Genomic DNA, 13941 nt, shown 5'->3' with positions numbered 1-13941 from the left:
GCACCCTACCCTCCTTCCGGGAAAACCCTCCCTGCCCGTCCTTCGCCTTCCACTTATTGTTCGCCGCTCTTCTGATCAACCTTCGAATCCGTCTGCTCCAGGCAACTCCAGCCGAATATGCTGAATGACAGGCCAGTATGAATGACGCTGCCTTTTCCCAGACTTCACCTGTTCTGTATCAGACGTAAGTTGCGCCAGATGGTGATCTGCGGCACGAATCAGTCCTTTAACAAGCCAGCTCGTTCCGCTCAGTGTATCTGAAGCTCCCGGAAAAGGTTCACGAATCCACCTTTTGGCATCTATGATCTCCCGTTCAACTTGTTCTCCCTGACTTCTCTCCTTCGCCAGCTCACCGTCAGCATGCTGTTCCTTCTCCAGCCTTTTTTCAGTTGTATCATCCACTTCATCCAGCAGTTGCCGCCCCCGTTGAATCAATCCATGCAGCGCCTGCCATCTTCCAGACTGAACACACCCTTCCAGCATCAGCCCGAGAGCTTGCCACCCGTCGTACAGCCCTGCATGATCTGCGTCCGCCGCACCCTTAAGTCCAGCTGGATTCTCCATTTTCGATCTGTTCTCCATCTCTACTGCGGCCTTCCCCCATCTTGTAAAACCCGACTCTGCTTCAGATGCACTCTCCCTGCCCTCGCCTACCTGTGAGCCGTGCATCAGCCAACGGGTAAAAGCATCCTGTCCGCTTGTTTCCTGCCCCTCTTTCCCCTCCAGCCAGCGTAAACGTTCAAGCCAACGGGCAGCCATAGGTGCAAATGAACCCTTTTTTCGCTTCACCGTTTCGAGTTTCAAACGCGCTGTACTCCAGTCCCCCCGTTGTACATGCAGAACAGCCTCAGCTACAGAACGTTTCTCTCGTTGCTCGCCGGAAGAACCAGACGGCAACTCCACAAGCAATTCAAGCGCCGCATCATAACAATGGCACTGTTCCAGAATGCCCAGTACTTTGGATAGAGCTTCCTCCGAACTCATGGCAAAACGAGACTCGATCACCGCTGGAATCTGCCCCTCCTGCCCCGATACCCGCATAATTCGAAATAGGCGATACAGTGGCGGTACCAAACTGGATTTTGCCCGCACCGTTTCCACATAAGCATCGACTGCTCCTTCAAGATCGGCCTTTCCTTCCAGCAAGCGGCCAAGCAAGTACCATGTCTGGTATGTGCCCATGCCTTCTTCTGTATGAAAAATCGCTGGCGGCGGCCCCTGCCGAATAGCTTTACGAAGCCATATCTCCGCGGCCTCCGGTTCTCCCAAAGCATCTGCACATACCGCACGATGATGCATCAGATCCGTGTATTCCGGAAAAAGTTCCAGCGCCGCATCCACAAGCTCCAGTGCCTCCTGCCAGCGCTGCAAATGCTCCAGACAGCGGACTTCGTATTTCAACAGCAAATGAGCATAACTGGTCACTGCAGGATCAATCATCTTCCGGGCTTTGCCGAACGAATCCAGCGCCTGCTCCGCTTCACCCACACGTAAATACTCCACGCCCAAATTATAGTGATGGAACGGTTGATCCGGCTCTTCCACCACCGCCTGTTGCAGTAGACGCACATTGCGATTTACCTTGTCCTTGCGCTCGACAACCACTGTCTGATACCCGTAATGGTGAATCACCATGTCCGTGATATGAAACGCAGCCTCCGGATTTCGCTCACAGATCGCCGCCGCAATCTGCTCATGAATCCGGCCCTTGAACCGATGCTCAGGATGATTGCGGAATAAACGCAGCACCGGATTCACTGTCGCGCCCTGCTGACCCGAACCCGTATAGTTATGAATGTTTAAAAACAATCCGTCACATCCGCTGACTTCCGTCCAGCTTCTGATCTGCTCCCGAGCTGTCGCTTCCAGCGCCTCGTCCGCATCAAGAAAGAGAATCCAGTCGCCGGAAGCCCGCTTCAGGCCAGCATTTCGTGCCGCGGCAAAATCATCGCACCACGCAAACTCAACCACCGATGCGCCATACTCCCGTGCAATGGCCACACTGCGATCAGATGATCCGGTATCTACCACGATGATCTCATCCACCGCACCCTGTACACTCTCAAGGCAACGTGGCAGCATCTCTTCCTCATCCTTGACGATCATGCACAGAGAGATCCGCTGCGCCTGACTCTGCTGTCTCTGATGCTGATGTGCCTGCATGATGATTCCTCCTTTCTTTTGCATGATATACTGTCCGCCAAGGTATACCCTCCGCTGTTCGCAACTGTTGCTCCAAAGCCAGCTGCTGATTCACAAGAGCTCCAGCCTCGGAGGAACGATTCCGTTCCTGACGAATTAAACCGAGGGCCATCTGCAAGTAACAAACAACTGCTCCGGTACGGGCTTGACTGAAATCCGGTTTTTGCTCCAGTGCCTGTTCCAGGAGCGACAGCGCTTGCTCCACGTGTCCTTTGGAGTACAGCGTTTCGCCCAGACAGAACAGCCCTTCCGCATCCAGTTCCCCTTCTGCCATACACTGAATCAGCATCTCGGCAGCAATCATCGTGTATCCATGCCGATGCAACAGACTCGCATAACTCTGCCGAATTGCTGCTTCTGAACTCTCAGTATCTGACATGATACGAGCCAGTCGCTCATGCAACTGCTGTGCGATGACCAACTGCCCGCTTTGGATCGTACGGGCCACTAACTTCCTTGCGATCCTCTGCACCGGTTCCCCCCATTGCAGTAGCCGCCCATCAGATGCATCAGGTACCAAAGGTACAGAAGTGCTAGTTGATAAGGTCACAGGCCTATACTCAAACAGTAACCGGTCCGCTACCTTCCACATTCCCTTCTCCAGAGAAGATACATTAGCGAAAAAGGATGAAGTCAAGCGCCTGCCACTCGCCCAGCATGCTAACGCCCAATCATTTCGCTCATCCGATTGAAGGTTCATATCAGCATCATCCTCAACTCCTGACGTGATGATAGACGAGACAGAGGTCCGTTTATGATCCGCTCTGTCCGCTTCCCCCCAGCAGCTCTCAGCGAGGTTCCATGCATCGGTGACTTGGCCTGCACACAACATCCAGTGAAGTTGATCACCTGCTGGAACATGAATATGGGATGCCTCACCACCCAGAAGAAGTAATGCCTGCTTATACGCTCCACAATCAGCGAGGGCATAGAGTATTTGCATCAGCACAAGCTCTGATTCTTTTTCTACAGAGGGGTGCGGCCGGTTCGTTTGATCTGCATGATCCGTCCCATGGATCTGATGTAATCGATTAGCTAGATGAAGCAAACGAGCTGCAATCGATTCATCCGAAACCCCCTGTTGCTGCAACGCATCCGCCAGCCCCACCCAAGCAGGTCTATAGGTAGATAGATGCTCCAGGGCAAGTTCGTATAGCCGAACTGCTTCTTGCCCGAATCCCCGTTTCTGCGCAATCCGTGCCATCGATGTACAAGCCCGGTAACTGCAAGAGCCTGCTTCTGTCACGTAAAAAGCTTTGGTCACGGCTTCATCGCTGCCAGACCTTCCGTGATCATTCGGACTGGGGCCACAGGTGCTCGCCCGCGCATAGGCACGATACGCCCGTTCCTGCAAACCTTGTTGTTCCAGAACCTCACCGTATATCAAATGCAGATCAGCGTATGCAGGGTAACGTTGACTTTCTCCGGAAAGCAGCAGATGTGCTTCTTCGTAACGCTCCAGTTCTACCAGCACTTTGGCCAAATCTCTTACAAGGGTGGAGCGATAGGGAGCTTGCCATTCGGCAAGTTTCAGCGACTCACGAAATGCCTTCGCCGCCTGTTCCAAATCACCCAACTGGCAGCGTGTTACGCCCAGATTATACAGATGAAAAGGATCTCCCGGATCATCGGTAAGTTCCTGCTCGATCAGGTGCAAATTACGCTTGGCCTTATCACCTTTGGCGATTACCGTAGCTAGATAACCATCATGCCCCAGACGCAAAGGAGCAAGCGGCTCTTCTTCAACTTCCACATCTACATCTACATCAACATCTGCTGAATCGTCTACTGCACTTGGTTCCAGTGAATCTAAGTGTATACCACTCTCTCCTATGGACTTATTTAGGGTAACGTTAGAGCTTTGATGGTTCGTATTTTGGCGAAACAACTGCTCATGAATGCGCCCTGTATACTGATAACCGTGCTGAGCACGGAACAGCCGTACCGGATGGGACAGGATCTTGTCCTCTACCCCTTCGCCGTATTGATTTTCGATCATGATGCGTAATCGGGTGATGCTTTTATGGACGTTTGGCAGAACATTCATCAATTGTTCCAGACCTTCGATGACATACTCATCGGCATCCAGACAGAGAATCCATTCCGTCGTTGCCAGAGGCAGGCTAATATTTCGGGCTTTAGCAAAATCATCTTCCCAACTGGCGTGTATCACTGTCGCACCATATGTTCTGGCAATATCAGCTGTCCGGTCGGACGAGCCTGTATCCGTAATGAACCATTCCGAACCTGCTTGCTTCAAGCTGTCCAGACAGCGGGGCAGGTGCTGCTCTTCATTTTGCACAATCATATGAATGCCGAGTAACCGGTTCTGCATCCGCATTGACCTCCGATACAAAAAAAGTACATGAAGCCCACCAAAGTGAACTCCATGTACCTATATGACAGCAAAGCGGGTTATGTGCCTTGTCCATTGAAGAACACATCAATCGTGCTCGGTGCGCCGATCAGACTCGAACGATAAGAAAGACGTGTGTATTTCAGAAATCTTTGAGGTACCAGAACATCTACAGAGCCGGACAGGATCCCTGTTACCGTAGCTACATCTGTATACCAGTTGGTCCCGTTGGCACTGATCTCTACCTGGGCATCCACCCTATTCAATCCTGGTCCCCTGTTATAAACGAAGAAGGAATACGTGCCGAACACACTCGTTGTCACAGCAGGCAGTGGAGTAAACGTGTTAGCCGTCGGCGTGCCGATAAGCTGGTTCTCCTGAAAACTTTTTTGAGAAATGGATGTAACGCTGCTCAATGTACCGGCCGTAATCGTTGCGCCGAGCACACTCGAAATGGTTCCGTTCAACAGGTTGGTTAACGTCCCCGCAGTAATGGTAGCCCCGAGTACACTGGTAAGTGTACCGTTCAGCAAGTTCGTCAATGTTCCGGCCGTTACTGTCGCACCGAGCACGCTTGTGATCGTTCCGTTTAACAGGTTCGTCAGCGTTCCTGCCGTCAACGTGGCACCAAGCACACTCGTAATGGTTCCCGCCGTAATCGTCGCACCGAGGACATTCGTAATCGTTCCGTTCAACAAGTTCGTTAATGTACCTGCGGTAATGGTCGCGCCAAGTACGCTGGTGAGCGTACCATTTAAGAGATTCGTCAGGGTACCCGCAGTCACCGTCGCGCCAAGTACACTCGTGATTGTCCCAGCTGTAATCGTAGCGCCGAGAACGTTCGTGATGGTACCATTTAGCAAGTTGGTCAACGTGCCGGCTGTTATTGTTGCCCCGAGCACACTGTTGATCGTTCCCGCGGTAATCGTTGCGCCGAGCACACTGGTAATTGTACCGTTCAACAGATTGGTTAGTGTTCCGGCCGTGACGGTTGCCCCGAGAACACTCGTAATCGTACCGTTTAACAAGTTGGTCAGCGTTCCAGCTGTTACTGTTGCTCCCAGCACACTTGTGATCGTTCCCGCCGTGATCGTAGCACCCAGTACATTCGTGATGGTACCATTCAGAATGTTGGTGATTGTGCCCGCGTTAATGGTAACCGTAGTCAGACCTGAAATGTTACTGATCGTCCCGTCTAGAATGATACCTACCACATTCCCGCTTGTATCCGTTCTGACGGGCTGAGCCGTACCTGTACTATCCTGACCAAAAATCAGCGTTCTCAAGTTATCCGGATTCGTATTAAACGTTGTAAAGTTAGGCATGAGCCTCGTCCTCCTCCCTGGACAATCTGTGTAATTAAACTACCTTACGAGCATACGCTGTGCCTGAAAATATACATCAAGCCGAGTAGGCTGAGCCGGATTTACAGGCAGGAGCACAAGCCGGGTATAATGCAGAAATCGCAAGGGAACCAGCGCCTTCGTCTGTCCTCCCTCAATGACTTCCTGACTATCCACTGCATAATCTACGGCATTTGGGCTGACCTGAACTTGAACGATCGCTGGATGTTTTCCACGATTCACAACGCCATAGCTGTACATGCTCAGAGATGAGGTGTCCTGCGGTGGGAGGGCATGTTCGCCTTGACCTGTCTCTGCTCCAGTGTAGGTATGCTCTGTAAAACAGTGAGTAGCACCAGGGAGTTTCGTGCGTGAGAAAGCACCCTGTTTGAACCTAGGACGGGTAATCCGGGAACAAGGGGGCTTCAGCAGTTTAGCGCGGCGAGAACAACGGGATGGGCGGCGGCTGACATATTTAGTTTTTGGTTTCATTGTCTGCTTGGCTGAGAGTTTCGTTCTCTTCCTGCTTCGCTTGGCTGTTCGACTCATCTCGATTTCCCCTTAAAAAATGTGCTTACGCATCGTATGCCCGGATTGAGAATACGGGCACGGCATCCGCCGTTATTTACGTATTCGGATGTAATCCCCAAACGCTTTCTCTTCCTTTTACATATCATGCTAGTAATGAGGACATGCGAAATAAAGTAGGCTATGTGCTATTCTCCATCTATTCCATACGTCTAGGTATTCCATTTCGTCCAGGGGAGGTTAAGTGGGATGACCAATGCTAATGTATTCAACCAGTCTAACGGCCCTCTATTTACCCAGCTGACCAATACGTTCGCGGCCCCGGGAATTGGAGCAGCTCCGGATACCGGGGCGGCTGCAGCAGGTAGTTTTTTTGCCCTGACCACAAACAATGTCTCAATTCCTTCGAGCCAAAATCTCCTTCTACAAATATTAAATGCCGCCGGAAGCGGCAGAACGATACGCATTGCGAGCCTCTCAGGGGGAACAACAGCAGCAGCTACACTCGTAGTCTATTCCGGTGGAACCGTCACTGTCGGCAGCACGCCCGTACCCGTCAATACACTGCTGGGCAATGCCAATACCAGCATCGCAACGACAAGGCAAAATACAGGGACTCTTGGGGGTACCTTCACCAGCCTGCTCAGCATACCGCTCACCGCAGGCATATACGTTTTGGATTTAAATGGCTCCATTGTTGTGCCTCCGGGTCAATCGTTATCCATAAGCTTGGGAACAGGAAGCCAAGTGGGGTCTATTAATCTATTCTGGTGGGAATTCTAACCTGGATTTTGAGTAAAGGTGGTGCGAATCATGCCGAACAATAATGTATTTAATCCCTTGAACCAACCCGTTTATACGTCCAATACCAACACATATATCTCACCTGGCATTGTTGCCCCACCCGAAAATAATGCGGGCAGCACGGGTAACCTGTACAACGCAGGTTCAACCAACTCCACCACACTGGGTTTGCTAGGAGGAAGCGTAACTGCAACACTACAACTCGCCAATCCTACCGGAAGTGGCAGAACCCTGTATGTCTCCCGATTGTCCGGTGGCATTACTGTCGCACTCAACTTGTTATCTTCCTTCAGTGGAACGATGAGCCTGAGTGTAAATGGTACCCTTTCATCCCCAAGCACACTCTCTGCGGTAAACAGCAATCTTTCCAGCAGTAACACAAGTGCCGCTCTCGTCCGATTCTCTACAGCAGCCCCATCTGGTGCGACTGCTGTAATGTCCATGCCTCTGCAAGTTGGCCCATTCCAATCCAATGAGTTCGGCAAATATGTCATTCCTCCCGGTCAGGCAATTAACCTGTCCGTGACAGGATCACTCTCCGTTGCTGGATTGTTAGCCTCCACGACGTATTTCACTTGGTGGGAAGTATGATAATCTATAGCCGTGCCTCTATGCAGGCCAAGGAACAGAAATAGCCACGTTCGGATGAGTACCGAAGGCGGCTATTTTATATGCGGAGATATCGACTTTGCCAAAAGGATCAGGCACAGCATTTGTTCCCTTGTAATGACATCCCCCTTTGGAAAAGGTAGTTCAAAAAATCTGGGGATAACAGCTGCTCTCCAGGTTCTTCTGTCACCGGAGTGGACTGTGTAAAATCTATAGTTCAACTTATATAGCTATGAGAAAAGCTTTTTACGAAATTCCTTGTTGGGCAGACCCTGTCTTCTCTACCGAAGAGGATGTTCTGCTGATCGACCACAACATACGCTGTAACAAGATGCCCCCAAGTCCAATGGCTAGTGTAACCAGGCCAATCATTTGAAAGGTTGGACTCGGCCCGACAGAACGAATGAGTGCACCTCCCGCCAGCGGGGCAGCGATCAGTACCACACTGTATAACGAGTTTTGAATGCCAAATACACGTCCTACATAATCAGGAGAGGTCTCTTTTTGCAGCAAATAATTCATCGTAACCATAAACAGTCCATTCCCCAGACCAATACACAAGCCCAAGACAATAATCCATGCTGTCGATGTATCTGGACCAACCCAGCCTAGTGCTGCAATGCCGGTCCCAATGAGAAAATATCCGCCGCCAAGCCCCCACCCGTATCCTAACCTTGGCAATCGGTTTAACAGTAGAATGATAAACACCGCTCCCGCACCTACGGATGATCCGAGCCAGCCGAGCAGGGATTCATCACCAGGCTTGATCCCCCGAAACAGGGTTGTAAATTGATATTCGATCATCAGAATAGACATCAGGCCCAAACATCCAAACACGATGGTATTCCTCACCGCGCGACTCCGGCGTAAATACCTCCAGCCCTCCTGCCACTGCGTGAAGAAGGATTCCGATTCCTTCGGAACTTCACCGGCATTCTCGCTTTGGATAACAGGTTCCTTCTTCTCCGCCAAACGTCGCAATGGCCATAACACAGCGCCCGATAACAGACGAGCACACGCATTGATCAGAATGCAGATTTGCGGAGAGAAAAAGGCTAACACCACCGCGCCCAGAAGGGGGCCGGCGATCTTCGCACACTGATTCACAAAACCGTTCAGAGACGAGGCCTGAAACAGTTGCTCCTCCGCCACGATCTGCCGTGTCAGCGCCTGCTGGGCAGGAACATGGAACACACTCATCATCGCACGCAGAGCCAGAAGGGGTAGCAGCCATGCTGGACTTGGCGCAAATAAAATCCCTACGGTTAGTGCGATGGTAATCCCATCACAGAGAATCATGATCCTCACTTTATGCAGCCGATCAGCCAGCGCTCCAGCTACAGAGCCAAACAGGATGCCGGGTACAGCCATACAGACGGGGATCAGTGCTATAATTAACGGATCAGCACCCCAACGGTAAGCCACCATGACCTGTATTGCCAGTGCATCGAACCAATCGCCAAAGGTGGCGAGCGCATAAGCAACAAACAGACGCACAAACCTCAGATTAGCCCAGAGGCTTTTTGAGGTTTGTGAAGCAGATTCACCAGATGAATCATCTGGTGTAGATGAAGGAAATACGTCGTTTCTTGATGAGTTCGCTGGACGAGATGGATTCTCTACATTGGATAAGTGGGGTTCTTCCGTCCTTGATGATTGTTGCTTCATACTTGATTTTCCTCCCTTGATTACAACCAGCTTATAAAATGGACTGCTCCTTGGCTGTAATCATAGAGGCGCTATGTCAGAGGAAGATCAGAGGATTCGGAATCCGTTGATAAAAAGTTAATAACGGTATTTACGATCTGCTGCCCATATACGGGAACACCATATGACTTACCGATCTCTGTATATATCTGCTGATATTTATTGCGAAGTCTTCCCGGGGTTCGATGGTGATCCATATACAGGAGGATCTGATAGGCTGAATTCAGATATAGCGGAGCATTGAGCGACATTTTTAATACATCCAGACCGTCATCCATTCGCAGTTCTGCCTCTCGCACCCGTCCCTGTCGAAGTAGCCATAAACCCTCCATCACCTGAAAACGACCAATTTCTCGCAGATAGGGAGCATCCTTTAATTCAGATCGCAACACAGCCAGTTGTTCCTCGGCAGCTTCTCCACTCCCACCCCACAGTTCAACCGATAACGCGGCGATACCTACGGGTAATTTGAAATAAGTCAACTGTTCTGCTTCCATTACCTGATATGTCTCTTCCAGCAGCCTCTTAGCTTCCTGGTACTGTCCCGTCTCCGCGTAGATATCAATAATATTCAGAATACGCAGTTCCTGACGATACTCGGCGGGCAACAAAGGTGATTGGATCGCTAGCCTGTATAATTCCAAACTTTCGGCTGGCTTAATGAGAGCATGTACATAAATCAATAACCAGTACAAGCGCTCTTCCAAAGGGAAGTCATCTGTGCTCGTCAGCCACTCCAGATCTCCCTGGATAAAATGCATATACAATTGGTAGTATGGTGAAATCTTCAAGCCAAGTGCTTCCTGCTGGTGAACCAGCATCTGAATTGAATTTCCCTGACCGAACAGATGATATTTGCGGAGCAGTCCGTGAATCACTTCCTGCATCTCTGGATCATGAACCGAAGGATTAGAGATCAACATCGCTTTGTTCTCCCGCAAGGCAAGTCGGTAGCCATAACCCCTGACCGTATCGAGGCTAATCTCATCCCAGCGTTTTAGCTTCTTGCGTAACCGATAGATATGATCGTCTACGGTTCGTTCCACCGGATATTCCAGCGGCCATACCCGATCCAGCAGTTGACTGCGCGTAAAGGCCTTGTCTTTGTTTGCGTACAGAAAATGCAAAAGGGCAAACTCCTTCGCCAGCAAATGAATAGACTCTGTACGCCAATATACAGTGTAGCTTCCTTCCTCAAATTGTAGAGACACTGCCCGTTCCTCCTCTTGCTTATTTCTATGTATGCCAAACTGCTACATCAGGGAATATTCCTTCAAAAACCTCTCGTTTATGTTTATTTAATTCTCTTTGAACCGTCTACCTCACTCTGAACCTCTTCAACATACCACATAAAAAATCCCTTTGCGAAAACGCAAAGGGATTTGGATACGAATATACGTCGCTAACATGGTTTGCCGATGTAATACGCCATACTCAGCACCCCAGCTACGGTACTTATTATCCCAGTACCACGCGGTCATCCGCCATTTTTTTGCCGCTAATCCGCTCGAATTCCCCGAGCAGTTCCGGCACCGTCAGTGTGCGCTTGCGCTCTTCACTGACATCGAGAATGATTCGTCCTTTGTCCATCATGATCAGGCGGTTGCCGAGACGAATGGCCTGTTCCATATTGTGCGTTACCATCAGCGTGGTGAGTCTCATCTCACGGACAAGAGTCTCCGTCAGCTCTGTAATCAGCTCTGCGCGAGATGGGTCAAGTGCCGCTGTATGTTCATCCAACAGCAAAATCTGCGGCTGGGTGAAGGTTGCCATCAACAAGCTGAGTGCCTGGCGCTCGCCGCCGGAAAGCAGACCTACCTTAGCATTGGGGCGTTTCTCCAACCCAATACCCAGCTTCTCCAACTGTGCATTAAAGATTTCACGTCTGGAGCGTGTCACACCAAAGCCAAGCCCGCGTCCTTTGCCGCGTTTATATGCCATCGCCATGTTCTCCTCGATCGACATATGCGGAGCGGTTCCAGCCATCGGGTCCTGAAAGACACGACCGATCCAGCTGCTGCGTTTATGCTCCGGCAGATTTCTGATCGAACGATCGTTGATGAGCACGTCGCCCATATCTGGTTTCATCACACCTGAGATAATGTTCATCAAGGTCGATTTCCCGGCGCCATTACTGCCAATGACCGTTACAAAATCACCCGGATTCATAGTCAGATTTACACCAACCAGAGCTGTTTTCTCATCTGTTGTGCCCGGGTTGAACAGTTTGGTGACTTGTGTAATCTCTAACATGCTACATGCCCCCCTTTGCCTGTTGACCGCCGGAACGCATCAGCTCTTCGGTCCGTTTGCGAGCGAGGCTGCGCTGTTTCATCGAACGCTGCATCGTAGGGAAGACGAGAGCGATAATAACGATCACAGCCGTGATCAGCTTCAAGTCGGACGTATCAAACCATTCCACCTGCAAAGCCAGTGCAACTACAATACGGTAAATGATTGAACCGACTACAGCCGCCAGTGTTGCCCAGAATACCGTTCTGGCACCGAGAATTGCTTCACCAATAATGACGGAGGCCAGACCAATAACGATCATGCCAATACCCATCGTAATATCAGCAAACCCGGATTGCTGGGCAATAAATGCACCAGACAAGGCTACCAGTCCATTGGACAAACTGACACCAATAATGGTTGTCACATCCGTGTTCGCACCAAAGCTGCGAATCATGCGTTTGTTATCCCCTGTGGCGCGGAGCGCGAGTCCAATATCTGTTTTCATGAACAGATCGAGCATGATTTTAAATACCAGCACAACAATAATGATAATGATCATGACATGTTCACCTGAAAACGGCGTTTCCACGCCCATAATCGATTTATTCGGCGCACCAAGAATACGCATGTTGATCGAATACAGAGCAATCATCATCAAAATCCCGGACAACAGTCCGTTAATTTTGCCTTTCGTATGCAAAAGACCCGTGAGGGCTCCAGCAATCATGCCGCCAGCCATAGCTGCCAAGCAGGCCAGCCAAGGGGAGTAATCATTGGAGATCATGACCGCTGCAATAGCGCCTCCTGTCGTAAAACTTCCGTCTACGGTAAGATCGGGGAAATCCAGAATGCGAAACGTAATATACACACCAAGTGCCATAAGTGCATATAACAGTCCCAGTTCAATGGCCCCTTCAATGGAATTCCAACTTATACTCACACTGCTTCCTCCCTGTCTATCTCTGTCCGAAAAGAATGAGGCGAACCCACCTGCGCGTTCGCCTCACCTCCATCTGCCGAAGTATTGTTTTACTGTCAGCTGCTCAATAAATCAGTCTGGCCGTTGGTTCACTGGTTCATTATTGGATAATGTTGTTCGCCTGGTCTTTCACTTCAGCCTTCATCTCATCCGTTACTGTGATGCCTTGAGCTTCAGCTGCCTTCAGGTTCAGGATCAGATCCAGCTTGTCCGGAACGGTCACCTTCATATCGCCCGGTTTGGTTCCATTTTTCAAGATGTCCGCAGCCATCTCACCGACTTGGTAGCCGTGGTCATAATATTTAAATCCTACGGTTGCAAAAGCGCCTTTCTCTACCGTATCCCGATCACTGGAGAAGAACGGAATTTTGTTGCTGTTTGCCGTCTGGATGATCGTATCTACTGCACTTACAACGGAGTTGTCGAGTGTAATGTAGAATGCGTCAACTTTACCAACCAGCGAGTCTGTCGCTTGTTTGACTTCCGATGTATTGGTTACTGGTGCTTTAACCAGCTTGATGTTATGTGTTGCCAGAGCCTTCTCGGCATTATTAGCCATGACAACTGCATTTGGTTCACCTTCGTTAATGACCAATCCCACAGTCTTTACATTCGGCAGGTTCTTAGCGATAAAATCAGCCAATTGCACAATCGCCTCTGGATTCGTATCCGATGCACCAGTTACATTGCCGCCCGGTTTGTCCATATCACTCACGAGCTTCGCACCCAGTGGGTCCGTCACAGCTGCAAACAAGAGTGGCTTGTCCTTCACTTGCTGTGCAAGAGCTAGTGCTGATGGCGTAGCAATCCCGAGCACGAGATCGTTTTTGGAATCACCCGCAATTTTCTGTGCAATAGACAAGTTGTTCGTGGAATCACCTTGCGCATTGTTATAATCAATCTTGAGGTTTTTGTTCTCTTCAATGCCGGCATCCTTCAGAGCTGCGATGAAGCCTTCACGTGTAGCATCCAGCGATGGGTGTTCCACAATCTGGGAGATAGCAATCTGATAGGATTTTTCTTCGCTTCCGCCTCCTGTTGTGCTGTCTGATCCTTTGGACTCCGAGCCTGCACCACTGTTATTTCCGCAACCTGCCGCTACGATCATCGAAGCAGCCATCATCAATGACATCCAAAACTTCTTTTTCATCTGTAAGAACCCCTCTCCAAATGTTAAA

General features: G+C 50.2%; 11 protein-coding genes. 2 read left to right on the top strand and 9 right to left on the bottom strand.

Annotated features, from left to right (window positions below; translation table 11 throughout):
* Positions 1-75: 75 nt before the first annotated feature.
* The 4 genes from EC604_RS10215 to EC604_RS10190 all read right to left on the bottom strand — a co-directional run bounded on the left by EC604_RS10215 (position 76) and on the right by EC604_RS10190 (position 6393).
* On the bottom strand, positions 76-2163 hold the full coding sequence (locus tag EC604_RS10215) for a tetratricopeptide repeat-containing glycosyltransferase family 2 protein (RefSeq protein ID WP_161556909.1): 2088 nt from the start codon (positions 2161-2163) through the stop codon (positions 76-78).
* Positions 2090-4537, bottom strand: a complete 2448-nt coding sequence (locus EC604_RS29715) for a glycosyltransferase (protein ID WP_161556908.1) — start codon at positions 4535-4537, stop codon at positions 2090-2092. Before EC604_RS29715 ends, EC604_RS10215 begins: the two co-directional genes overlap by 74 nt.
* A gap of 80 nt (positions 4538-4617) precedes the next feature.
* Positions 4618-5883 carry a DUF6385 domain-containing protein gene (locus EC604_RS10195; protein WP_240036776.1) on the bottom strand — a complete coding sequence of 422 codons (1266 nt, stop codon included), beginning with the start codon at positions 5881-5883 and terminating at the stop codon, positions 4618-4620.
* Between the two features lie 39 nt (positions 5884-5922).
* Positions 5923-6393 carry a DUF6385 domain-containing protein gene (locus EC604_RS10190; protein WP_145413978.1) on the bottom strand — a complete coding sequence of 157 codons (471 nt, stop codon included), beginning with the start codon at positions 6391-6393 and terminating at the stop codon, positions 5923-5925.
* 285 nt (positions 6394-6678) lie between these two features.
* Here EC604_RS10190 and EC604_RS10185 point away from each other — a divergent pair, with 285 nt between their 5' ends.
* Both EC604_RS10185 and EC604_RS10180 read left to right on the top strand, forming a co-directional pair.
* Positions 6679-7212, top strand: coding sequence for a hypothetical protein (locus tag EC604_RS10185; protein WP_123064059.1), 534 nt, complete (start codon positions 6679-6681; stop codon positions 7210-7212).
* 30 nt (positions 7213-7242) lie between these two features.
* The gene (locus tag EC604_RS10180; protein WP_123064058.1) at positions 7243-7824 is read left to right on the top strand and encodes a hypothetical protein; all 582 of its coding nucleotides are present in this window, start codon (positions 7243-7245) and stop codon (positions 7822-7824) included.
* A 264-nt stretch (positions 7825-8088) separates the two neighbouring features.
* Here EC604_RS10180 and EC604_RS10175 read toward each other — a convergent pair whose 3' ends face one another.
* The 5 genes from EC604_RS10175 to EC604_RS10155 form a co-directional block, all read right to left on the bottom strand.
* On the bottom strand, positions 8089-9510 hold the full coding sequence (locus EC604_RS10175) for an MFS transporter (protein ID WP_123064057.1): 1422 nt from the start codon (positions 9508-9510) through the stop codon (positions 8089-8091).
* Between the two features lie 71 nt (positions 9511-9581).
* Positions 9582-10760 (bottom strand): winged helix-turn-helix domain-containing protein, encoded by a 1179-nt coding sequence (locus tag EC604_RS10170; RefSeq protein ID WP_161556907.1) that lies wholly within the window; start codon positions 10758-10760, stop codon positions 9582-9584.
* A gap of 247 nt (positions 10761-11007) precedes the next feature.
* Positions 11008-11802 carry an ABC transporter ATP-binding protein gene (locus EC604_RS10165; RefSeq protein WP_123064055.1) on the bottom strand — a complete coding sequence of 265 codons (795 nt, stop codon included), beginning with the start codon at positions 11800-11802 and terminating at the stop codon, positions 11008-11010.
* Position 11803: 1 nt separating this feature from the next.
* A complete protein-coding gene (locus EC604_RS10160) occupies positions 11804-12664 on the bottom strand; it encodes an ABC transporter permease (RefSeq protein WP_240036800.1) in 861 nt (286 codons plus the stop codon).
* A 199-nt stretch (positions 12665-12863) separates the two neighbouring features.
* Positions 12864-13913, bottom strand: coding sequence for an ABC transporter substrate-binding protein (locus EC604_RS10155; protein ID WP_123064054.1), 1050 nt, complete (start codon positions 13911-13913; stop codon positions 12864-12866).
* Positions 13914-13941 lie beyond the last annotated feature (28 nt).

This window comes from Paenibacillus amylolyticus, from assembly GCF_003719335.1.
GTDB lineage: Bacteria > Bacillota > Bacilli > Paenibacillales > Paenibacillaceae > Paenibacillus > Paenibacillus amylolyticus_D.
Note: the sequence above shows the minus strand (reverse complement) of the source record. Positions and strands in the feature narration are given on the sequence as shown.